This is a genomic window from Marinomonas sp. IMCC 4694 (assembly GCF_008122525.1).
In the GTDB taxonomy this organism is placed as follows: Bacteria; Pseudomonadota; Gammaproteobacteria; order Pseudomonadales; family Marinomonadaceae; genus Marinomonas.
Genome location: NZ_VSRV01000001.1, coordinates 120,220 through 143,473 on the forward strand (window position 1 = coordinate 120,220; position 23,254 = coordinate 143,473).

Sequence of the window (23,254 nt, forward strand, 5' to 3'; positions counted from 1 at the left end):
AAATTTTATACGATCAGCCTTCTTTTTTACGTTATGAACAAGGCGGTTGGGCTTGGATAAGTCCGTGTCAAGGCGATTGCATTGATGCAGAGTCTACATAAAACCTCGTATGATTGGCTATTGCTCTTGCCGAATTGTTGTGGCTTTTGGCCATTTTTATTCATAAAAATCATATAAAACAATAGTTTAAATTTTAACCAAGCTTGTTGTAACGTCATTTAGTAACGGTATTAGTTGTTCGTTCGCCTTTGTGTCTAAAGCCATGATTTTTATCTCATTAGGCGGCAGCTTGTGTGCAGAATCAAAGAAAACGGCTGAGTTTTTTGTCGCATTATCTTGGCGACGCTGAGAAAAATAGTGATACTTTTCAATGGTGAGAGCAAATAATTCGGCCCTATTCTTTCTGGGGATAACCTATTAAGAGCGACAATGTCTACTTCGTTTTTGATCGATAACATGATCAGTGAATGTCATTGCTGTCTTTATAGTCAGCTTTATAGTCTAGTATGCCGTTGGCTTTCTTGCATTTCTGCAGACATGGCAGGCACCACTATGAAAAGGTGTCCCTTGTTTTATAGGGGAAGGATTCGATAGTGTAATGAATACTGCGTATTGACGAGCACAAAACGACTACCTAATTCCGCTATTTAACCCGGCCATTTAACGAGGCTTCCATGACATCTATTTCTCCTAGTATGGTATCGCAAGATGACCTTAATGCAGCGTTTAAGCGTTTAAAGGGCATCAGCCAACAACACGCGTTCCCGACGGTGCAAGTGCGTACACAATTGCTTGATTCTTTATTAAAGGCCATCAAGCAGCACGAAGACGCGCTACTGAGCGCCTTACAAAAAGATTTTGGTCATCGCGCCCTCGCGGAATCGAGGCTGGTGGAGCTGGTGCCTTTAGTAGGCGAAATCAAACACGCCCAAAAAAAGCTGCATCAATGGATGCGCCCTTCTCGACGTAAGGTGCACATCAGTACTTGGCCAGCCAGTGCGAAGGTGATGTATCAGCCAAAGGGCGTGATTGGGGTGATTTCTCCTTGGAATTATCCGGTATTACTGTGTCTGGGTCCCTTGGTTGGTGCCATCGCGGCGGGCAATCGAGCGATGCTTAAAGTGTCGGAGTTTTGCCCAGAGACAAACAAAATATTGCGCGTTATCGTTGAGCAATCACTGGGCGATAAATGGGTCAGTTTTATGGAAGGTGACGTGGATGTGGCCAATGGGTTTAGCCAATTGCCTTTTGACCACCTGCTCTTTACCGGTTCGACGTCGGTTGGGCGGATTATCATGCGCAACGCCGCGGAACACCTAACGCCGGTGACTCTGGAGCTGGGCGGTAAATCGCCCTTGCTGGTGGCACCGTCGGCCAATTTAGAAGACACAGCCAAAAAACTCGTTTTCGGCAAAAGCATGAATACCGGACAAACCTGTGTCGCGCCGGACTATGTGTTGTGTCAGTCCGCTCAAAAAGTCGATCTGATTCGTTACATCAAGCAAGAATTAGCGCGCTATTACCCGGATGGCATTCTCAGTGAGGATTACACCAGTGTGATCAATGAGCGACAGCTAGCCCGTTTAAAAGGCTATGTCGACGAAGCCACAAAGGCGGGCGTGGCATGCGAAAACCTCATGCCGCAAGGCCCGATTGAAAGCGAAGGTAAGCTGGCGTTTCAGGTGTTGCATCAGCCAGATGACACGCTGGGGGTGATGCAGGAGGAGATTTTTGGACCACTGTTGCCCATATTAACGTACTCTGACATGAGCGAGGCATTGGCCTACATTCAGCAGCGACCTCGTCCGTTATCGATGTATTTGTTCACGCAAGACGCACAAGATCAAACGCGCTGCGAGCAGCAGACAGTCAGCGGCAGCTTGGTGATTAACCATACTCTGATTCAGGTCGCGCAAGCCGATTTGCCGTTTGGTGGCGTCGGAGCCTCTGGCATGGGGGCGTATCATGCGGAAGAAGGCTTTCGCACTTTTTCTCACAGTAAATCTCTATTGCGCAAACGCGGCCCCAATATGCTGGCTTTGTTGCGACCACCGTATCGTCGCGGCATACATGCATTAGTGGCCAAATATTGGCCTTTTCTGTGATGAGTGTTTACTCCGTTATTGGCAAGAAGGTGACCTTGTAGCATGAAATGTCTTTTGTTTATGGCGTGTGCAGTGCTGTTCGCCAGCTGCTCAAAAAAAGACCTATATGATAATTTGCAGTACAGCCATATTCGCCACTGTGAACGTTTTAAAGCGACGCAATACGATGACTGCCTTCGTCAATATAACGACTCCTATGAAGAGTATACCCAGCAAAGGAATTCTCAGAACTAAAAAGCCCATGACTTGCATCATGGGCTTTGTCGTCCAAGTACCCAAGCGGTGTCGGCTTAGGTACGGCTCGTTTATTTTGGTTTATTTCAGTTTGTTCAAGCGGTTCGCAATCGCGTCAATTTCTTGGCTCATGCGGCTCAATTGGCTGGAGTCACTGGCGTTGCTGCCGGTCAAGTCTTGTAAGCGAGAGACGAAATGACTCAAGTCTTGTGACACTTTTTGTTGCTCGCCCGCCGCGACGGATATTTGTGTCGCCTGATCCGTAATTTGCGAAAAGGCACTGACAACTTGCTGCAAGTGCGCGGCCGTCGCTTCCGCGGTGCTGACCGCGCGTTCTGTTTCGCTGTGGCCCAGTTCCATTGAGCTGACCGACTCCTTCGAGGCGACTTGCAAGCGGCCCAGTACTTGTTCAATTTCTACCGCAGAACTTTCACTTTTTGCCGCCAGATTACGTACTTCGTCGGCCACCACCGCAAAGCCGCGTCCTGTTTCTCCGGCCCGAGCGGCTTCAATCGCGGCGTTGAGCGCCAACAAGTTCGTTTGCTCGGCAATATCTCGAATCACGCTGAGCATGCCATTGGCTTGGCGGCTGTCTTCGTCGAGCTGGAGAATATTGGTTTGTGCTTTGGTCATGGCTTGCGTCAATGAACGCATGGTGTCGATGACGGTGTTCATTTCTTTGCCGCTTTTGCGCACATCTGTGTGAATGCGTTCGACGGTGTGTTTCGTTTCGTTTGCGTACATGGCCACGTTGTGCGAGGTGGCGCCCAGCTCTTCTGTCGCGGCGGCTAACGTCGCGTTTTCGTCGCTTAGGCTGTTTGCTTTGCTTAGGAAATCGTGGCTAAAAGTATTTAAACGACCGGCATCGTTCACCAGATTGGCCGATTCGATGTGGATTTGATCGAGCAAGTTTTTTAGCTTGTTGCCGTACGCGTTAACCGCTTGGCGCAAATCGCCCAGCTCGTTGGCTTTGTCAATGTCTAAGGTTTGTGTGCTGTTGCCATCGGCCAGCTCTTGAATTTGTACCGTGGTTTGATTGATCTTGTTGAGCAAGCTGCGAAAGAAGGACGCAGCGATCAGGCCAACAACCAGTAACAAAGCCCCAATGACCAACATGAGAAACCAGCCCATGCTTTGCGCGATCTCGGTCATGCGCTCTTTCGGTACGACTAAGCCAATGGTCCAGCCGGTTTGTGAATGTTTGAAGATATCTACGTAGGCTGCGCCGCCTAAAATATCATCGTGGGCTAATGAGACCACTTGGCTTTGGCCACGCATGTTATTCAATGCCGGCTTTAGCCAAGGCAGCTGGTTGCCAAGCTCTACCGCGGTCAACATGCTGGCGTCACTTTTCACCAAATTGGCTTTGCCTTTCGGGAAGCTAAGAACTTGGCCCGTTTGATCGATTGCAAAAACGTAGCCTTGGCTTTGTGCGCCATATAATTCCAGCGCAGTGGTGATGCCGTCAAGCATCATGTCCACGGTGGCAACGCCTTTAAACACGTTGCCTTCTTTCATCGCAATGGTGCAGGTGACCATGGGAATATTTGTCACGGGATCAATGTAGGCTTCAGACCAGACGCAACGTTTTACCGAGGCGGTTTTGCCTGCGGTGTACCAACTTTCATTGTGATAACCAGACCCAGCCGGGTCGTTATAATCATCAAGGTAGCTCATGTTGGCGCCTTCGCGGCCCCAAAAAAAGCTACGACGATCCGTTCCCTTAGTAAACGCCGAAGGCTCTGGCCAGATGCCACCGCCTGCGATGCTTTTATCGTCATGGTTATTAATGATGCTCGGGAAGACCTTTTTGAACAGAACATCGTCTTTAGGGAGTTGTGAGGTCGCTAGCGCCAGGGTACTGGTCAGCAACTGGATTTTGTCCAGTTTGGCGCTCAATAACTCGTTCAAGCCTTTTTGATTTACCGAGATTTGTCTTTGACGTTCAGCGGTAAGGTCCGGTTTTACTTTTGTTTCAATGACCAGAAAAATGCTGGCAAGAGCCAGTAACAGTATGACGATTAACCCAATATTGATTTGTTGTTGGATTTTAATCGATGATTTCATAATAACCTCGGTGTTTGACAGCTGGTTTTGGCAACATGGTGAATGAAATAAGACCACCGCGTTAAACCGTTTTAACGACTAGCCTAGTGCAAGCGCATTGCGTAACGGCCGATAAATCAGGGCTCCGCCATAGCAACCATAGCTGTGTATGATCGCACAGAATCGCCTTATTAATACAGCATAAATAGGGGCGGTGGCAGAGTAAAAAATCCCTATGATGTATGGCTATCCAACGGCGTGCGCGCTAGCATGTGGGACATTTTTTTGGGGGCCTTGCCATGTTTCAACTCATCCTTTTAAGTCATCAACAACACACTGATGTCGGTAATTTTTCTCTTTCTGCGGAGTTAATGGGCTTGCCGAAAGACATTCCGATCAGCATTCAACAAACCTGTCTCATGGGCGGCAAGCAAACAGGCTCGCGTTTAATCACGTTAACCGTAGGAAATTCTGTGGTGCGTGTGGTGCCAACCCGCGGTATGGCGGTGTTAGATGTGGTGAGAGCTACCGCATCGGGCAAGCCTGTGCGATTTGGTTGGGATTCGCCAGTAAAAGACATTGTGCATCCGAGCTTCATTCATCAAGAAGCCTCCGGTGGCATCGGTTGGCTCGATGGGTTCAATGAAATGGTGGTGCGTTGTGGCTACCAATGGGCGGGGCATCCAGGACAGGACGGCGACGAGTTTTTAACCTTGCACGGGCGCATTCAAAATACCCCCGCTGACGAGGTGATTTTAGAGGTCGAGCAAGCGCCGCCGTACCGGGTCACTTTGCGTGGCCGAGTGGATGAAAAACGTTTTAAATTCACTAACTTTGAATTGCACACCGCGCTGTCACTGACGCCAGATGAGCCTTATTTGTACATGAAAGACACCTTAATCAACAAGGGCAGTTACCCACGTGAATACCAAGCCATTTACCACAATAATTTTGGCCAACCGATTTTAGACAGTGGCGCTCAGCTGCATGTACCTGTTGCCGAATTGTCGCCTTTTAACGACTACGCCGCGGATGGGTTGAGCGATTGGAACCAGATGCCGGCCCCCACTCAAGACTTTGACGAAAGGGTGTTTAACGTTCGTCCTTTAAGCGACGAAAAGGGGTTCTCTTATGCGTTGTTGCACAATGCCAACGCAAGCTGTGGTATAGAAGTGAGTTACCAAACCGACACCTTACCCGTGCTCACTATTTGGAAAAACACCGACACGGTAGAGCAAGGCTATGTGATCGGGATCGAACCGGGTACCAGCTTTGCTTACAATCGATCTTATCAGCGCGATTTAGGCTTGGTTCCTACCATAGGCGCGGGGGAATCAAAACGCTTTGAAGTGCGATTTGGTCTGCTAACTGAACCACATCAAGTGGCCGATAGCGTGACAAATATTGCGCAAATTCAACGCCACCAAGCGGCTCAAGTACGCCAAACGCCGATTGTGCGCGTGAGTTAATCGGCGCGTGTCGGAACCGCTAAATGATCAACATAAGGCAAAAGTACAATAAATTGCTTTGTCAGAACCGGTACTTGTCCTTATTATCCGCGGCCTATTACATTGATTGATCAGCGCAAGCGCTTTATAGGGATAACCACATGGATTACAGCCTGTTTACAGTGACATTGTTAGTCGGAACCGGTTTTATTGCTGGTATTATCAACACCTTAGCGGGAGGTGGGTCTAACTTAACCTTGCCTGCGCTGATGGTCATGGGTATGCCGGCCGACATCGCCAACGCCACCAATCGCGTTGGTGTGTTTTTGCAAAACGTGACCGCCACGTTTGGCTTTCGTAAAGCCAAAAAACTCGATAACGCAGACATCATGCCCGTGATGATTCCGTCGTTACTGGGCGGTGTTGTCGGCGCGTTTGCGGCCAGTTACGCGCCCGAAACCTGGCTAAAACCCTTATTACTGAGCGCCATGATTGGCATGACGATTATCATGATTGTTCGTCCTACCATGATTGCGCCACCAGAAGGCACCGTGCCTTTTAAAGTGCGCGAAAAACCCAGTGCTTGGATCGCTTTGTTTATTGCTGGTGTGTACGGTGGCTTTGTTCAAGCGGGTGTGGGTTTTATTCTTATTGCCGCCTTGGCTGGCACATTACGTTATGACCTTGTTCGCACCAATGCGCTGAAAATGGTCTGCACCCTCGGCTTCACCGCCTTGGCGTTGTGTGTGTTTATCTGGAACGATCAAATACTTTGGATTCCGGGTCTCATCTTAGCCTCCGGCACTATGCTGGGGTCTTATCTAGCGGTGAAAATGGCGATTAAGGCCAATCCTAAGCACTTAAAGTGGTTCCTGTTTGTGATGACGGTTTGTGGCAGTGCCGCTGCTTTATTAAGTGATTAGCTTTTCCCCTGGTGTTACCAAGCGATCCAATACCACTTGCAGGCGTTTTTTTGCCTTGTGGCGCTGACGAACGTCATTCAGAATCTGATCCCAGCGTGGCAGCGTATTGTGCTGTTGGCAGATTAGGCGGATTTCTCTGAGGTATTCCCCTGCGACTGGGTAGGTTTTCGGGTTCACTTTGCTAATTTCTGCCTCGGCTTTGTTTAGCCAGATGGTCATAGCAAGTTCTGGATGCGTCGCGGAGGCTTTTCTGGCTAATACCGCTGCGGTATTCGATTGATACTTCAATTGCTCCGATTGTTTATCAAATAATTCAGCGGCCTCTGAAAAGCGTTGTTCATACAGCGCAATATCAATCTCCAGCAAAAGAGGAAAAGAAGGTTTTGCTGCTTTATTTTTGGAGGGTCGGCGATTTGCGTTGTCATCGAGCTGAGTGAGTAACGGAACCGGCAAAGGCCATATCGAGTCATCCCAGTCGGTTTCGGGAAGCGTGGCATCCTGTAAATAATGGAGCAGCTTCTCACGCACCGGCGGCCAAATAGTCAGAGGCTGACAAAGTGCTTCTAATTGTTTAAATACATCAAGATTAGGCCGTGTAAAGTAATTATCGGCCAATAATGCCGCCACTTCGTGGTGTTTGCCTTCTTTTTGCCATTGTTCTACTAAATGCTTTTTCAGTGATGATGCCATCCCAGCAGAGGTATTTTTATACCCTTGAATCATCCAATGTTTGGCTTTTTCTGGCTGATTTAGTGCCAAGTATGTTTTCGCTAACCCAAGGTAGTCTTCGGTGATGCTCAGACTGTCTTCTATTATGGCTAATAGTGTGTTTTGATCCTCCAACTTTTCCAAGGCATACAGCACATGTTGCAATAACTGTTTGTAGTAGTATTTGTCTTGAAAGGATGGCGTCTTATTGGCAAAAGTTTTTCTTTGATTGTTCAGCCGTTCTCGCAAAATGACTACCACAGCGCGCCATTCAGCGGCTTGATAAGACGGATGATCATAGGGCAGGTCAATGTTATCCAAAATACAAAAATCGTCGGATAATTCATGATCGATTAGCCAAAGTAGCTGATCCACAGGCGCCATGGCGCTGTTAGGAAGGGCGGTGAATACCGGTTGCATGGCAGAGCACAGCTGTTCGGCAGTTTCGCCTTCGTCACCCGCGTTGCCAGCTTGTATTATGCCTAATCTCCAAAGCTCTTTTCCTAATTCGACCACCTCATCACATTGCCCCTGCTCCAGTAAAGCCGTCAACCCTCTTTTAATAGGGCTGTAATTTGGTGTGAAACCTGTTTTATCCCAATGGTTTTGCCAGCTTTCTTGTGCAGTGATCTTTTTGATTTGGCTGCGTAGTGATGTGATGTGTTTCTTAGGGTCTATGGCCGATAAAGCGTCAGCGCGGTCCCTTAGATCAAATAAAAGATCATCAGGATTATCCTCTGCCATGTCCATTAATAACTGAACCAGCTTTTCCTTAGTTAGGGCGGTTAGAGTACGGCGAAGCGGTTGGTATTCCTGAGTATAAAAATCGACTTCTTCCTCTTCGTCATCGTCATACTCATCTGGCTCTTTAGGTGTATAAAGCTGGTTTGGTGACGCTAACGCCAATACCGACTCAATAGTTAAGCCCGAGTGAGTGAGTGTTTCCCGAATGGCTTTCACTCTGGCGTCCTTATCCTGCCTGTCTTGATCCAGTGCGGTAGGCTGAGAGCTTTCTTTTGGTGCTTGGGTGGGAATATCCTGACCTGCATTTAATGCCTTTGCCGCCGCTAAAATGACGGCGACGGCATGTTTGCAATGTCCCCCGCTATAGGGACAAGAGCAAGTGGAATCGAGTAGAACATCTAGGAATATTCGACAATCGTATAACTCACTGCCTTGAACCTGCGCACTAAGTTGATTGTCATTATCTAAGTGAAGCTGTGTGACTTTTTGGCTAAGCCCTTTGCCCCGCTCAACAATGGTGTCGCCAGCCCATGCGGCCAAATCATCATAGGTTAAGTTTTGTAGAGATTGAATAATATTGGTCACGTTCTTCTCGCTTTTTTTAAGCTCTTATTGTATTTCATCGACGATGATCATTGGCGACACATTGTCTGGCACAGTTGGAGCTCGTCGTCAATGTGCATAGTGTTCCATTGCGTTTTATGATGTTCGTTATTTTAGTGACGGGTGGGGCAAAAAAACAGGGGAGTAAAAGACGTTTTACTCATCACTGAGCGGTTTAAGCAGGCATACCACCCTTTCGATTTCTTTAAAGCCCATTTTCTTGTGTAAGACGATGCTTTTCTCATTGGCGATGGGGGTGTCGCTGGCCAGTTCCTCAAAGCCTTGTTGTCTGGCCCACTTTTCGGCGAATTCGATTAACTTTTGACCAATACCTTGCCCCTGAAAGGGCGGCAATACGTACCATGCTTCTATGTAGGGCGTCGTGTTTTGATGGCTGCCAGGCACGTTGTTCCGAAGGTTTAACTCAATAAAGCCTAGTAGGTTTTGAGCTTGGTCAAGCGCCACTATGGCTTCTTTTAGGTTGGGGTTCTGGCCCAGAAAAAAAGCGTCTACTTCGGCCTGATTAATGTCATGAATTTCCGGTAAAAACGCCACACGTAATGATGCCCAGTCGGCGGCATCGCGTGGCTCAATCGTGCGAATGTGTACGTTCATTGCGTGATGACCTTTGAGTGAGATAGTCAGATAAATGGCATGACTCTGCTTGTCTTTTTGGATCACAAAAAAAAGCCACTTCCTAATTGTCTCTGCATTTTAGAGAAATCGACACAAATTAAAACAGATTAATACCGTGAGTCTTTTTGCTTTCCGATCTCTTAATGTTACGGTTGATAGTCAGATGATTTCGTCTGTTTAGCGATCAATTTACTGCATAACAATAATAAAAAAGCAAAGGAGATGACCATGTATAAATATTTGCTGTTTGTGTTTGGCTTGCTGAGCGCATCTCTGTCTTGGTCTGCGAAAGCGCCTTCTATTAACGAGCTGAATTCTTGTCTTGCGTTGGTGGATTTTGTCGACATAAAGCTGGATGAATTTGCCGATCACTATTCATCAAACGATATGTTTGTCGTTCATAAAGGCTTATCGGCTTACAGTCAGTTTCTTCAACATGAGATGATTACGCCAAAATTAGTGAGTATGTACGGTGGCAACCACACTCAAGCTAAGCTGATGCAAACATTATTCGACCGACAAAGAAAATCTTTCCTTCAAAATCTAAATGACCGTTATTCAGAGCAAAAACTTTTGACAGAATACGCCGCGAGTATCAACGATTGTAGAGCCAAAACACGGATGAAAGCGGACACCGCCAAAGCGCTTGATAGCGCCATCACAGCGATGATAAGAATGGCGCGCGCTTAGGCGTTGACAGGTTAAAACCCGCTGAGTTGATCGATGACTTGCCCCGTCGACAATAAATGTTGCTCGTTTAAGTAGTTCAGTAATTCGGTGTTCACATCGTGTTGAATATTGGGTAACCCCTGGTTACCAAAGATACGATTTATTTCAATCACATAGGGCACTGAGCCGACCATGGCAATGTCGAACCCCGCGTGATTAATGTCCAGTGATTCAGCCAGAAAGGTCACCAAATCCTGAGCTTCTTTGGGGATCAACGCCACTTCCACTTGCCCGCCTTGGCTTATGTTGTTGTGAAAGCCATTGTCCGATTGCAAACGCCAGTAGCCACTTACTATCTTATTGCCGACCCAAATTACGCGCATGTCTCGATCAATCGGTAAGTATTCTTGCGCATACAAAACATCGGTTTTTTCCACGTAGTCGCGCCATTGGCCGAGGGTTTCAATCAGAAAAACACCATTGCCCATGCTGCTGCGGGGGATCTTTGCGACAAAGGGCGAGGGCATTTCTTCCCAGATTTTTTCGGCTTCATACGGCGTGTTTGCGGCGATCCGTGTGTATGGATGTTGGTGAGGCGCAATGGTATTGAAGGTGCGCGTCATTTCTACTTTGTCGTGACCGATCATATACGACGCGATACTAGGAAAAATACGTTTTTTAAGCCCGTAAATCAGCGCGTTAAGCTGCCAGTATTGTGGGAAAAGCAACCAATCGGCTTCTCTAATTTCGTCTAAATGGTCGTACATGGATTCGGGTTTTATATAACGGACTTGGGGGAGATGCAGAGTTCTTAGGGCGTCGAAAGAGATGATGTTCATCAAGTATAATCAGTGGCGAAACAAGCCGCGATTGTGCGGCCTGCTACCAAAAAAAGAAACCGTTTTATTGTCTAAATAGAAGTCTAAATACCTGCCAAAACACGGCGCTAAAAAAAGCCCAAGAATAGTTACCGTATCATCACGTTTTAGGCTCGTTACGCGTATTGCGCAAACGTCGCAAAGAGTCAAAAATCAACATGGCCAACGCCGACCAAATCAGCATAAAAGTGACCAGCTTTTCTGGGCTGAGCGGTTCGTCGTACAAAAACACCGCGAGAAAAAACATGCCCGTTGGGCCGATGTATTGAAAGAACCCAAGCGTCACCATGCTCACACGATTCGCCGCGGCGGCAAAGCACATCAAGGGCACCATGGTAATTGGTCCGGCGGCAAACAGCAGCCAGTTCACACTGGCACTGTTGTTAAATACACTGGCTGTTGAAGAGGTACTCATCATTAAATACGTCAGCGCAATGGGCAGCATAATGGCCGTTTCAATGGCCATACCGGTAAAACTATCGACCGCAATTTTCTTCCTTACCAAGCCGTAAAAGCCAAAGGTAATGGCTAACGCCAAGGCGATCCAAGGCAAAGAGCCAAATTGAATCACTTCAAACACCACCGCGCAAAAACACAACAACACCGCGGCTTTACGCACACCGTCTAACTTTTCTTTAAAGAAAATCATCCCCAATAAAATACTGATCAGCGGGTTTATGTAATACCCCAAGCTGGCGCTGAGCATTTTATTATTTTGCACCGCCCAAATAAAGGTACCCCAGTTAACGGCAATCAACACCGTGGTAATCAGCATCGCCAGTAGGGTTTTAGGGGATTTGAGAACCGTAGTTAATGCATCGGTATAACGCAATATTAAAATAAGCGCCAATACCAGTAAAAACGACCAAATAACGCGATGGGCAAGAATTTCCTGTGCGGGCACAAACGACATTTCCTTAAAATAAATGGGCGCGATGGCCCACAGAGTGAATGCCGTTATCGCGTAGAAAATGCCGCTTTTAGAAGACGTTTGCATTGAAGTGATCCTATTCAATGAGTGTTTTTAGTAAGGCTTGTGAGTGTATATTAATACTGGATAAATGGTCAGGTTTTTGTCTCTTTAGCAACAGAGTATTTCTTTTGCGTGTTGATCGCACATATTGCCTAAAGAAAGCGATGCGTTTAAAGTTGCCGGGTATATTTTTACATTAATCGAACTTCGGGGCGGGGCGAAATTCCCCACCGGCGGTGATTTGACGAGATTGAAGAATCCATCAAACAGCCCGCGAGCGCTTAACGCTTTTTTCCTTTGTGATTGAAAGCATTAAGGTCAGCAGATCTGGTGAGACTCCAGAGCCGACGGTTACAGTCCGGATGATAGAAGTCGACCAAGCCTTTGTTGCGCCTGACCTGTGTTAGGGGCTTCAGAGCTGTGCTTTTTTACGTACAGACCTTGGTATATTCCTCATCACCCCTGTGCATCTTACTGATTGGAGAAACCAAAGATGGCAGGAACATTCTTTATCATGATTGCGTGCTTCACATGGGCGCTTGATACCTTAATTCGCTACCCTTTGTTGGGGGCGGGTTATTCCACGTTGCAAATCGTTCTGTTTGAACATCTTACCTTGGTGCTGTTTGTCAGCCCGATGCTGTGGCGCTATCGCCATGTTTATCGTCATATGTCGATCAGTGGTTTTTCGTGCTTGTTCTTCATTGGTGGTATCGGCTCGGCAATGGGCACATTGGCGTTTACCGAAGCCTTCCATTATTTAAACCCGACTGTCGTGATTTTGCTGCAAAAACTGCAACCTATCGTGGCGATTTTGTTGGCGTATTGGCTGTTAAAAGAACGCATTGAAGGGCATTTTTTGCAATGGGCAGCGGTGATTTTACTGGGTAGCTTTGTGATGATGTGGCCAGATCTACGCCAACTTGGTGACGCGCAATGGCATTATTCCAGTGATACCGCGAGCCTATTAAAAGGCTACGGATATACCCTAATTGCCGTGATCGCATGGGGCGCAGCGACAGTGTGTGGCAAGTATTTGTCACATCAACATATGCCCGCCAACGCGATTATGTCGGGGCGATTCGTCGCCGGCTTGTTGGTGCTTTTACCTATGGCGCTGGCGCAATCCGACAGCTTAACCGCGATGACCACCGTGGACCTGAGCTTGGTCGTTGTCATGGCGTTGCTCAGCGGATTCATCGGCATGTGGTTCTATTACCAAGGCCTCAAAACCGTCCCCGCACAACTCGCCACCTTAGCCGAATTGTCCTTTCCCGTCTTCGCCGCCGCCATCAACTGGGTATTTCTCGACATGGGCCTCACCGGCTACCAAATTGTCGGAGGGCTCATGCTGATACTCGGCAACATCGGCCTGCGCATGAAAGAACTGAGACAGAATGATCTAAACCCAGTGACGCCGTGAACACAGCGATCGATGGGGCAAGTACCACAAAAAAATCAGTTAGGTTGACTGATTTTTTTGTGCGCTGAGCGTCAATTCAAAACCACAAGCATGGGCGTATTTCGACAGTGTCGTCCAGCTAGGGTTTGTGTTGCCTTTTTCTAAGCGACTGATATTGCTTTTTTGAGTGTGCATTTTAGCTGCGATTTGTTGCTGTGTTAAACCGGCTTTGATGCGCATGCTAAGCAGTTGATCAATTAAGTTAAATTCGTTTTCGAGCTTCTCATATTCAGATCTCACTTCGGGGTTTTCAAGGGCGCGTTGTTTCAGGGCTTGAAGACTCATTGTTGAACCTCTTTTTGTCTTTCGCGAGCTAGTTTGAGCTCATGCTTTGGTGTTTTTTGAGATTTTTTGATAAATACATGCAGTACATAGATACGATTACCTTTTAGGTAACAAAATAGACCTCGTCCAATGCCTTCCTTGGCTTTTGCTCTTATTTCAAATAAACCGTCACCCATAGCTTTCGTATGTGGCGGGCCTAAATGAGCACCATGCTTTTCCATTAATTCGAGCAATTTAATCATTCGTGCTTGAATTTTAGGAGGCATACTTAGAATGTGATCTTCGACACCGCTATAAAAATTTATTTTCCAGTTCATAAGAATCCTTTTATGAAGTTATCACCAATGATAACTTTGGTTGTTGTTTTTGTCTAATATTTGATCGGTTAGATTGCTCATCCTTGCCTTCTTATCAACTTCTTTTTTATTCTGCAAATGGGAGCTTCGCGCGGGTGTTTTTGCTTTAGAATAGGGCATATAGCTTGTCCGTTAGGTCAGCTTTTTTCTCTTTATGCACAGGCAGTGTAATGCAGGCTGTCAAAAGGAAGGTCAATGTCCCGTTCTATTTCTTCTTTTAATGTTTCAACTCCGGAGCTGAAAACTCAGTGGCTGCTGGTGGCGTTGCTGTGGATTGCAGGGATTTCTGCGGCGATGCAGTTCGCGAAGTTTTCGGTGTCGTTTGACGATTTACTGGTCCATTATCAGGTGGGCGCCACGTCTACCGGAGCGGCGCTGTCAGCCGTGGGATTGGCTGGGTTGGTATTTGGTGTGTCGGCGGGGATGATCGCGAGTCGGGTAGGGTATTTGAAGGTGTTGGTAGGAGCCTTGTTGTTAGGTGGGGCTTTGTCGTTGTTCCAATCTACTTTGCCTTCTTTCGATTTGTTGTTTTTAGCGCGGGCATTGGAAGGCTTTTCTCAGTTGGGTGTGGTGGTGGCGGCGCCGACGCTGATTGCTAAGTTGAGTGCGCCGCAGCATCGATCCTTGACCATGGGCATTTGGGGGACGTTTTTTGGTGTCGCTTTTGCGTTATGTGGTTGGGCTGGGAAGAACATTTTAGACCTATATGGTTTGCAGACATTGTTTTTGAGCCATGGGCTTTTTATCACCACAATCGGTGTGGTGTTGTTCTTCAAGCTAAGAAAAAACCCGGTATTGGATTTGGTGCCGGTGACGGGCATTCAAGACGGTTTTATCATTCAGATGATGAGGATTTATCGTAACCCTCGCGCCTTATTGCCAAGCTGTGTGTTCCTATTTTATACCTGTACCTTGGTGTCTGTTTTAACGTACGTGCCTGGTTTGATCGAAGAGGTGAGTTTGCAAAAGTGGATGCTGGTGGTGTTGCCTTTGGTCAGTACCAGTGGCACGTTTTTGGCGGGTGCGATAGCGCAGTATTGGATGCGGCCGCAAAGGGTCGCATTAATGGCGTATTCTGGGGTGGCGATGAGTGCGCTGATGTTGTTTTTTGTGCATGGGTCGGCGCTGGTGTTTTGTGTAATGGTTGGGATAATGGTGCTGTTTTTGGGGATGGTGCCGGGGTCAGCGTTGGCGATGATTCCGGCGTTGGCTCGCAATCCCAGTGAACAAGCTCAGGCTTATGGTTTGCTGGCACAGTTTGGCAACCTAGGCGCTACCGTTGGGCCACCGAGTTTTGCCACAGCGATAGCGGCGTATGGTTTATCGGGTTTGGTGGGGTTGGTGTTGTGTCTGTGCTGTTTTGGTGTGGCGTTTAGTGTGCTGGCAGGGCGGATGAAAACCGTGCATTAAGGGTCGCTTTTCCCTTTGTTATTTGGCGCTCGATAAAAAAGCCCCATCCATGTGTAAGAATGTCGGTCGTGATTGAGTCTAACGGTGTATACGGTAATTAAGTGGGTGTATTTTTGAGTGGAAAAACGCTGTTGGAGCATGAGTTATGAAGAAGTTGGGGTTGGTCATTGTCATTGCGATGCTTGTGGTCGGTTTTTTTTACTTTGATCTGCACCGGTTGCTAACGTTGGATGGATTAAAATCTGGCTTGGCGCAATTCGAGGCCTGGCGTGCCGATCGCCCTGTGTTCGTCGGCGGGGCGTTTTTGCTGTTGTATGTGATTGTCACGGCGTTGTCGTTGCCTGGTGCGGTTATCATGACCTTGGCCGCCGGCACGTTGTTTGGTTTAGGGTGGGGTTTGCTGATCGTGTCTTTTGCCAGCAGCGTGGGTGCGACTTTAGCGTTTTTAACGTCGCGTTATGTGTTGCAAGGCGCCGTACAAAAGCGTTTTGGTGAGCGTCTAAACGCCATTAATAAAGGGGTTGAAAAAGAGGGCGCGTTTTATTTGTTTACACTTCGCTTGGTGCCGGTTTTCCCTTTCTTTTTGATTAATTTACTGATGGGCTTAACCACGATTCGTACGGTGACGTTTTATTGGGTCAGCCAGTTGGGCATGTTGGCCGGCACGTTTGTGTTCGTCAATGCCGGCACGCAACTTGGCCAGCTTGAGAGTGTGTCAGGGATTTTGTCGCCGTCTTTGTTGTTTTCTTTTGTGTTGCTGGGCGTGTTTCCTTTATTGGCGAAAAAGCTGCTTAACGTCATCAAGGCGCGTCGCGTCTACAAAGGCTTTACCAAGCCAAAAACGTTCGATCGTAATCTTATCGTGATCGGTGGCGGTGCGGGTGGTTTAGTCAGTGCTTACATCGCGGCGGCGGTGAAGGCGAAAGTAACCTTGATTGAAGCCCACAAAATGGGGGGCGATTGTCTAAATTATGGCTGTATTCCCAGCAAAGCCTTGATCAAAAGTGCGAAAGTGGCGCAGCAAATGCGACACGCAGAAAACTACGGTTTGGACAGCCGCGAGCCGACGTTTTCTTTTAAAAAAGTCATGGCGCGCGTTCACGATGTCATTAGCAAAGTCGAGCCACACGACAGTGTTGAGCGCTATACGAAACTCGGTGTGGACGTTGTTCAGGGATACGCAACATTGGTTGACCCTTGGACGGTGGAGATCCAATTAAACGGTGGCGGTACTCAGCGCCTGACCGCTCGCAGTATTGTGCTGGCGACGGGCGCGCGTCCTTTTATTCCGGCGTTACCGGGGTTGGACGAGGTGGGTTATTACACCAGTGACACGCTTTGGGAAGCGTTCGCGACATTCGATGCACCACCAACGCGTCTAGTGGTGTTGGGCGGTGGTCCCATTGGTTGTGAGTTGGCGCAAAGTTTTGCCCGTTTAGGTTCCAATGTGACACAAGTCGAGCGTTCGGCTCGCATTATGGTGCGGGAAGACGAAGAAGTGTCTGAGCTCGTGCAAGAAAGCATGACATCGGATGGCGTGACGATTCTAACGTCACACCATGCCATTCGTTGTGAAAAAGACGGCGATGTTAAGCGTCTGATTGTTGAGAAAGACGGTCAAGAAACGGTCATCGAGTTTGATGCGTTGATTTGTGCCGTGGGCCGTGAAGCGCGTCTCGAAGGCTATGGTTTAGAAAACCTTGGCATTGAAACCAAGCGCACGATTGTCACCAACGATTACCTTGAAACCTTGTTTCCGAATATTTTTGCCGCGGGGGATGTGGCGGGGCCGTACCAATTTACGCACGTTGCCGCTCACCAAGCCTGGTACGCCGCCGTAAACGCGCTGTTCGGTACCGTGAAGAAGTTCCGTGTGGATTATCGTGTGATTCCATGGGCGACGTTTGTCGATCCTGAGGTGGCTCGTGTTGGCCTGAGCGAGCAAGACGCAAAAGAAAAAGGCATTGCCTATGAAATGGTGCGTTATGGTCTGGACGATTTGGACCGCGCGATTGCTGACAGCGCCGCACACGGCTTTGTGAAAGTCTTAACCGTGCCGGGCAAAGATACGATTTTAGGTGTCACCATTGTCGGCGAACACGCTGGCGATTTGTTGGCGGAATTCGTGTTGGCAATGAAACACGGTTTAGGCTTGAACAAAATTCTCGGCACGATTCACACCTATCCGACGTGGGCAGAATCCAATAAATACGCGGCTGGCGAGTGGAAACGCGCTCATGCACCAGAGCGTATTTTACATTGGCTGGAAAAATACCACACTTGGCGTCGAGGGTAAGTTGATGAAACACTGGCTGATTTTTTTAGGTGCGTTGTTTAGTTTACAAAGTGCGAGTGTCAGTGGCGCGAACGCCTTTGATCATTCCGTTTGGAATACATTGTTGCAACAGAACGTGGTGTTACTGGATGGCGGTAAAGCCAGCCAAGTGGATTACCAAGGCGTTGCCGACAATAAAGCGTCGTTGAATGCGTATTTGAAAACGTTGGAGAACGTCAGCCAGTCGGAATTTGATGGCTGGCCGAAAGACGACCAACTGGCGTTTTTGATCAATGCGTATAACGCGTGGACAGTGGATCTGATTCTTACCAAATGGCCGGATTTAAGCTCAATCAAAGACCTTGGTCGTTTTTTTCGTTCGCCGTGGAGCAAAGCGTTTGTTCCTTTGTTGGGAGAAATGCGTTCTTTGGATGAGATCGAACACACGCTGATTCGCGGTTCAAATCGTTACCAAGATCCACGTATTCACTTTGCCGTTAATTGCGCCAGCATTGGTTGTCCGGCGTTAGCAAACCAAGCGTTTCAAGGCGATAACGTCGACCGCTTGCTAGAGACACAAACGCAATTATTTCTAGCGGACAGCAGCCGTAACCGTTGGAATGGTAAGACCTTAGAATTGTCTTCTATTTTTAAATGGTATCGTGAAGACTTTGAAAAAGGCTGGCGAGGTCATCACTCATTAGAGGCGTTTTTGAGTGACTATGCCGGCGCTTTGTCATTAAATACCCTAACCGTAGCGGCCCTCGACAATCGGGCCCTCGACATCACATTTTTGGATTACGATTGGGCACTTAATGCAATACCCTAGTGTCCAGCACGGATGACTATTAGGAGGCAGTTTTGGATAGCGCGTGGGTTGTGTTGTTTTTGGCCGGTTTAATCACTGGTTTTTCCAAGTTTTCAGTGGGCGGCATGGGGTTGCTCATCTTACCGATTTTGATGATTGCTTACCCAGGCCCCGAAGCCTTGGCGATTTTGCTTCCGCTTTATATTGTCACCGACATCATGGCGGTGTTCAGTTACAAAGCGAAAGTGGCCTGGTCCGTGTTGGCGCGTTTTTTGCCTTTTGCCTTTTTGGGCGTGTATGTGGCGAGCCATTTTTTGGCGTCCATTGATGCGGATCAGTTTGTGCGCTTTTTGGGGGTGATGATTCTTTTCATGATTCTGTTGGGGCTATACTTGGATTACCGACCGACCCCCTTTATGCGTAAGCCATGGGCGGCCTATTCGATGGGTTTTTTTGGTGGCATTGTCACCATGATGGCGAATGCGGCGGGGCCCTTATTTAGCTTGTTTTTATTGGAACAAAAACTGGACAAAAACACGTATGTCAGCACCAGAGCGTGGGCATTTTTCATCATCAATGTGGTGAAATTACCCTTTTATTTAAGCTTGGGTTTGCTGTCTCTTGAAACCACTCAAGCCAGTGTGTACACCTTGCCCGGTTTGTTCGTAGGGTCTTTTATTGGTTACCATTTTCTGAAAAGAGTGAACCCGGTGCAGTTTAAATGGCTGATCCGAATTATGTCGATGATCGCCGCGGTTAAGTTGTTTATCTTTTCTTAGTGCGTGAAAAAACATTTCCTTACAAAAGAACGCAAAACGTAATATTTATGGCCTTGTTGCCTGTTAGGTTGTCCCGTACTAATGGGCACCCAGCGGTAAACTTGATGAGATACTGCATTTAACGTGCTCCTTACGGATAATTGTATGAAAAATAGCCAGAAAGGAATCGCTCAATGGGAGTGTGTTCTGAATACCATGCCCATTGCGGTTGGTTTGTCTTGTGTGTCTTCAGGCCAGATCGCGTACGTTAATCGTGCGTTCACAACGCTTTTTGGTCTTGCGATAGACGATCTTAATGATGTCGCGTCTTGGTTTGCACATATTTCTGCTCAGCCTGATTATTACCCGCGTGTGGTGGCGCCCTGGGTGCTTGCTAGTGACGCGGTGTCATCGGACTCTCTGGATATGAGTGTTTTGTGCTTGGACGGTGCTTTCAAGCAAATCAATGTCTGTTTTTCTACCCTCAACGGCAAAAGACTCTGGTACTTCAATGACATAACTGATCACTGGGTGGCAGAAGAGAGATTGCGGGCCCGCAGTCAAATGCTCGAAATGGTCGCCAAAAGCTCGGCCTTAAGCGATATTCTTAACGTTATTGTTGAGCAAATTCAGCAAGAAAGCCCCTCCTCGCTGTGCAGTATTTTGTTGTTTGATCAAGCTGAGCAGCGGCTCGTGGTGGGCTCTGCTCCGAACCTGCCTGACTTTTATAATCAGGAAGTGGATGGGTTAAAAATTGGCATGAACGTCGGGTCTTGCGGTACCGCTGCGCATTTGAATGAACGTGTCGTGGTGGGGGACATTGCCTCCCATGAGTATTGGGAAAACTACGCAGAATTGGCCAAGCAAGCCGGTGTGGCTGCCTGTTGGTCAGATCCGATCATGTCATCAAAGGGCGATTTGTTAGGGACTTTTGCCATTTACAAGTCGGCTCCTTCGTTGCCTTCTGAAAAAGACTTTGAGCTGATTCATTTTGCGAGCAGCTTGGCGAGCATTGCGATAGAGAGCTTTCGGGCGCAAGAGGCGCTTGAAAAGAGAGCCTATTATGACCATTTAACGGGATTAGCCAATCGCGGTTATTTCTTTCAAGAGTATGAGAAGGCGCTCAATAATGCGAAAAAGGACGCCACGCCACTGTCTATTATCATGATGGATGTAGACAATTTTAAGCGAGTAAACGACGGTTTTGGTCACAAAATTGGTGATGTCGTGTTGCAGAAATTGGCTGAGACCTGTCGCTCTATCGTACGTGAAGGGGACATGGTCGCAAGAGTCGGTGGTGAAGAGTTTGCCATTCTTGTACCCTTAACAGAGCAAAAAGACGCGTTAAAGATCGCTGAGCAGCTTCGGCACGAGATTGAGCGGTGTTCCGTCTTAAGTGCTGAGAATCAGCCGGTGAATTTTACGGTGTCGATGGGAGTTTGCAGCAGAGGTGACACAGACAACTCAGTAGATGAACTGTTAAACAAAGCCGATAAAGCCCTGTATCGAGCCAAGGCTGCGGGCAAGAATTGTGTGTTTACGCTTGAGCTTTACAGCGATCATCCCTTAGTCTAGCACTTTTTCCTTTAAGTGACTGAGTACCGCCATGAGTCAGACTCCCTCTTCTAATCAGATAAAAAACTACCTCGGCGCCTACAATCCTAGCGTGCAGCAACAAGCTCAGCAGTTGTTAGACACGCAAAAGTCGGGGGATTGGTTACTCAAAAAATACCCCGCTCCACATGGCTTAAATGGGCCACGCGCGCTTTATGATTACGCCATGGCGCTGAAAAATGACTTCATGCGCAGCTCGCCACCGATCAGCAAGGTCATCTACGACGATAAAATCCACATCATTCATAACGCCTTAGGTTTGCATACCTTTGTGTCGAGAATGCAGGGCAACAAGCTAAAAGCCAAGCACGAGATTCGTGTGGCGTCTTTGTTTCGGCGGATTCCCGAGCCGTTATTAAAAATGATCGTGGTACACGAATTAGCGCACCTGAAAGAAAAAGACCATAACAAGGCCTTTTATAAACTGTGCTGTTACATGGAGCCGGATTATCATCAGCTGGAGTTTGATCTGCGCTTGTATTTGAGCCACCGAGATCGTTTTGGCGACTTATGGTAAAGCCTCATCAGAGGGCAGAAAATGACCATAAAAAAGCCGATTTCCCTACAAAATCGGCTTTTTTGTGCGCTTTTCTTACCAAGAAAACACGATGTTCCTAAGCATTAGACAGCGAGAAGTCAGGCTTTATCAAGGTGAGTTTCTTGATCAAATAATTCAACAACACTCCGTAAAGAGGAATGAACAGGCCTAGGCTGATGATCAGTTTGAACGCGAAATCCGCCAACGCGATTTCTTGCCAATGCTGAGCCATGAAAGGGTCTGGGCTTTGATAAAACGCGATGCCGAAAAACGCCAAAGTGTCTAAGCCATTACCAAATAAAGTCGAGGCAGCGGGTGCGATCCACCAGGCTTTGAGCTGGCGTAGACGGTTGAACACCTGAATGTCCAACACTTGACCCAACAAGTACGCGAGTAAACTGGCCAGAGCGATACGGCCAACAAAGCTGTCAAACGTGGCGAGCGCTGCAAGCCCTTGAAAGGCTCCTTGTGCAAAAATCACCGACAACACATACGACACGATCAGCGACGGAATCAGCACGTAAAAAATGATTTTACGAGCCAGCGTAGCGCCAAAAATACGCACCGTTAAATCGGTTGCCAAAAAGATAAAGGGAAAAGTAAATGCGCCCCACGTAGTGTGGAGATCAAAAATCGTAAAGGGGATTTGGACTAAATAATTGCTCGAAGCAATGATCAGTAAATGGAAAAACGCAAGATAACCAAGCGCCTTGCCTTGTTGTGCCGGTGTGAACGTACTCATTAGTGAGACCTTTTTCGTTTGATTGGGGTGAGGGAACCCAAGTTAAAAAGTGCGCCATTCATGGTGCACTTTCTGAATGTATCATTAAATTTCGAGCGAGATTATACAGAAAACGGGTGATTAAAAAAGACACGACGAGAAAAAGTAGTGTTTTTAATCACCTTAATCTTCATCGTCGGTGCTGTTGATGCGAGCGAGCCTGTCTTGTTCTTCGTCAAAGGCGTCTTGGATTTCTTGCAGTACAGAATCCACGTCCGCGTCTTCGGTTGGCTCTTCAAACAAACCGGTCAGTTCGGTTGTTGGCGTCAATTTACCGGCTTCAAACAGCGCCCAGATTTCTTTGGCGTATTGGGTCTCGAGTAACTCGGGAGCGGACATGCCATAGTAGTTACGCATGTTGTTTACGTCGCGTTCTAGCATCCATTCGGCGTTGTTGTTGGCGGCCGCATCCACAGCTTGGGGTAAATCGATAATAACGGGGCCGTGAGAATCGACCAGCACGTTAAACTCAGACAAATCACCGTGGATCAACCCAGCGCACAGCATGCGTACGATGTCTTTAATGATGGTGTCGTGATCGCGTCGCGCTTGTTCTTCGCTCAGTATCACGTCGTTTAGGCGTGGCGCCACTTCGCCGTTGTCGTCGGTGACCAGCTCCATCAGCAAAACACCATCGAAACAACCGTACGGCGTAGGCGCACGAACACCCGCTTCGGCCAAACGATACAAGGCATCGACTTCGGCATTTTGCCAAAGATTTTCTTGCTCATCACGGCCAAATTTAGAGCCTTTTTCCATGGCACGAGAGCGACGGCTGTTACGGACTTTTCGCCCTTCGCGGTATTGAACCGCTTGTTTAAAGCTGCGCTTCCCCGCTTCTTTATACACTTTGGCACAACGAATATCTGATCCGCAGCGTACCACGTAAACCGTCGCTTCTTTGCCACTCATTAACTGTCGTAGGACTTCGTCAATTAAGCCATCTTCGATGAGGGGTTGTATTCTTTTTGGGATCTTCATGCGGCTCGTTATACAGTGA

20 protein-coding genes and 1 riboswitch are annotated in these 23,254 nt (G+C 47.7%); of the genes, 11 read left to right on the plus strand and 9 right to left on the minus strand.

The annotated features are described in order from the left end of the window. Window positions 1-674: 674 nt before the first annotated feature. Entirely contained in the window at window positions 675-2,105 is a 1,431-nt protein-coding gene (locus tag FXV75_RS00565; RefSeq protein ID WP_148830651.1) for a coniferyl aldehyde dehydrogenase, read from the plus strand. A gap of 315 nt (window positions 2,106-2,420) precedes the next feature. On the opposite strand, the gene FXV75_RS00570 is transcribed toward FXV75_RS00565, so the two are convergent. Next, the gene (locus FXV75_RS00570) at window positions 2,421-4,406 is read right to left on the minus strand and encodes a methyl-accepting chemotaxis protein (protein WP_148830653.1); all 1,986 of its coding nucleotides are present in this window, start codon (window positions 4,404-4,406) and stop codon (window positions 2,421-2,423) included. 278 nt (window positions 4,407-4,684) lie between these two features. On the opposite strand from FXV75_RS00570, the gene FXV75_RS00575 reads away from it, so the two are divergent. Together FXV75_RS00575 and FXV75_RS00580 are read left to right on the plus strand one after the other, a co-directional pair. Continuing rightward, window positions 4,685-5,854 carry an aldose 1-epimerase family protein gene (locus FXV75_RS00575; RefSeq protein WP_148830655.1) on the plus strand — a complete coding sequence of 390 codons (1,170 nt, stop codon included), beginning with the start codon at window positions 4,685-4,687 and terminating at the stop codon, window positions 5,852-5,854. A 140-nt stretch (window positions 5,855-5,994) separates the two neighbouring features. Beyond that, the gene (locus FXV75_RS00580; protein ID WP_148830657.1) at window positions 5,995-6,756 is read left to right on the plus strand and encodes a sulfite exporter TauE/SafE family protein; all 762 of its coding nucleotides are present in this window, start codon (window positions 5,995-5,997) and stop codon (window positions 6,754-6,756) included. On the opposite strand, the gene FXV75_RS00585 is transcribed toward FXV75_RS00580, so the two are convergent. Together FXV75_RS00585 and FXV75_RS00590 are read right to left on the minus strand one after the other, a co-directional pair. Next, window positions 6,745-8,793: an SWIM zinc finger domain-containing protein gene (locus FXV75_RS00585; protein ID WP_148830659.1), complete on the minus strand. Its 2,049-nt coding sequence runs from the start codon at window positions 8,791-8,793 to the stop codon at window positions 6,745-6,747. The genes FXV75_RS00580 and FXV75_RS00585 overlap by 12 nt on opposite strands. Before the next feature lie 174 nt (window positions 8,794-8,967). After that, entirely contained in the window at window positions 8,968-9,492 is a 525-nt protein-coding gene (locus tag FXV75_RS00590; RefSeq protein ID WP_262368421.1) for a GNAT family N-acetyltransferase, read from the minus strand. Between the two features lie 183 nt (window positions 9,493-9,675). Here FXV75_RS00590 and FXV75_RS00595 point away from each other — a divergent pair, with 183 nt between their 5' ends. Further along, window positions 9,676-10,137 carry a hypothetical protein gene (locus FXV75_RS00595; RefSeq protein WP_148830661.1) on the plus strand — a complete coding sequence of 154 codons (462 nt, stop codon included), beginning with the start codon at window positions 9,676-9,678 and terminating at the stop codon, window positions 10,135-10,137. 11 nt (window positions 10,138-10,148) lie between these two features. On the opposite strand, the gene FXV75_RS00600 is transcribed toward FXV75_RS00595, so the two are convergent. Then, window positions 10,149-10,955, minus strand: coding sequence for a RimK family alpha-L-glutamate ligase (locus FXV75_RS00600; protein WP_148830663.1), 807 nt, complete (start codon window positions 10,953-10,955; stop codon window positions 10,149-10,151). A gap of 139 nt (window positions 10,956-11,094) precedes the next feature. After that, on the minus strand, window positions 11,095-11,991 hold the full coding sequence (gene rarD / locus FXV75_RS00605) for an EamA family transporter RarD (RefSeq protein ID WP_148830665.1): 897 nt from the start codon (window positions 11,989-11,991) through the stop codon (window positions 11,095-11,097). 174 nt (window positions 11,992-12,165) lie between these two features. Then, window positions 12,166-12,345: riboswitch (FMN riboswitch) on the plus strand. Window positions 12,346-12,460: 115 nt separating this feature from the next. Here rarD and FXV75_RS00610 point away from each other — a divergent pair. After that, window positions 12,461-13,390, plus strand: a complete 930-nt coding sequence (locus FXV75_RS00610) for a DMT family transporter (RefSeq protein ID WP_148830667.1) — start codon at window positions 12,461-12,463, stop codon at window positions 13,388-13,390. A gap of 39 nt (window positions 13,391-13,429) precedes the next feature. Here the strand turns inward: FXV75_RS00610 and FXV75_RS00615 are convergent, their stop codons facing one another. Together FXV75_RS00615 and FXV75_RS00620 are read right to left on the minus strand one after the other, a co-directional pair. Continuing rightward, complete coding sequence (locus tag FXV75_RS00615; RefSeq protein WP_148830669.1) at window positions 13,430-13,714, minus strand: helix-turn-helix domain-containing protein; 285 nt, start codon at window positions 13,712-13,714, stop codon at window positions 13,430-13,432. Continuing rightward, a complete protein-coding gene (locus tag FXV75_RS00620; RefSeq protein ID WP_148830670.1) occupies window positions 13,711-14,031 on the minus strand; it encodes a type II toxin-antitoxin system RelE/ParE family toxin in 321 nt (106 codons plus the stop codon). Before FXV75_RS00620 ends, FXV75_RS00615 begins: the two co-directional genes overlap by 4 nt. Window positions 14,032-14,265: 234 nt before the next feature. Here FXV75_RS00620 and FXV75_RS00625 point away from each other — a divergent pair, with 234 nt between their 5' ends. The 6 genes from FXV75_RS00625 to FXV75_RS00650 all read left to right on the plus strand — a co-directional run bounded on the left by FXV75_RS00625 (window position 14,266) and on the right by FXV75_RS00650 (window position 21,452). After that, on the plus strand, window positions 14,266-15,480 hold the full coding sequence (locus FXV75_RS00625) for an MFS transporter (RefSeq protein WP_148830672.1): 1,215 nt from the start codon (window positions 14,266-14,268) through the stop codon (window positions 15,478-15,480). 145 nt (window positions 15,481-15,625) lie between these two features. Next, the gene (locus FXV75_RS00630) at window positions 15,626-17,776 is read left to right on the plus strand and encodes an FAD-dependent oxidoreductase (RefSeq protein ID WP_148830674.1); all 2,151 of its coding nucleotides are present in this window, start codon (window positions 15,626-15,628) and stop codon (window positions 17,774-17,776) included. Further along, entirely contained in the window at window positions 17,718-18,584 is an 867-nt protein-coding gene (locus FXV75_RS00635; protein ID WP_262368422.1) for a DUF547 domain-containing protein, read from the plus strand. Before FXV75_RS00630 ends, FXV75_RS00635 begins: the two co-directional genes overlap by 59 nt. 32 nt (window positions 18,585-18,616) lie before the next feature. Further along, window positions 18,617-19,342 carry a sulfite exporter TauE/SafE family protein gene (locus tag FXV75_RS00640; RefSeq protein WP_148830676.1) on the plus strand — a complete coding sequence of 242 codons (726 nt, stop codon included), beginning with the start codon at window positions 18,617-18,619 and terminating at the stop codon, window positions 19,340-19,342. A 144-nt stretch (window positions 19,343-19,486) separates the two neighbouring features. Further along, window positions 19,487-20,896 carry a diguanylate cyclase gene (locus tag FXV75_RS00645; protein ID WP_148830678.1) on the plus strand — a complete coding sequence of 470 codons (1,410 nt, stop codon included), beginning with the start codon at window positions 19,487-19,489 and terminating at the stop codon, window positions 20,894-20,896. Between the two features lie 31 nt (window positions 20,897-20,927). Further along, window positions 20,928-21,452, plus strand: a complete 525-nt coding sequence (locus tag FXV75_RS00650; RefSeq protein WP_148830680.1) for a M48 family metallopeptidase — start codon at window positions 20,928-20,930, stop codon at window positions 21,450-21,452. A gap of 97 nt (window positions 21,453-21,549) precedes the next feature. Here the strand turns inward: FXV75_RS00650 and FXV75_RS00655 are convergent, their stop codons facing one another. Further along, window positions 21,550-22,215, minus strand: coding sequence for a 7-cyano-7-deazaguanine/7-aminomethyl-7-deazaguanine transporter (locus FXV75_RS00655; protein ID WP_148830682.1), 666 nt, complete (start codon window positions 22,213-22,215; stop codon window positions 21,550-21,552). A gap of 162 nt (window positions 22,216-22,377) precedes the next feature. Beyond that, a complete protein-coding gene (locus tag FXV75_RS00660) occupies window positions 22,378-23,235 on the minus strand; it encodes a PA4780 family RIO1-like protein kinase (protein ID WP_148830684.1) in 858 nt (285 codons plus the stop codon). Window positions 23,236-23,254 lie beyond the last annotated feature (19 nt).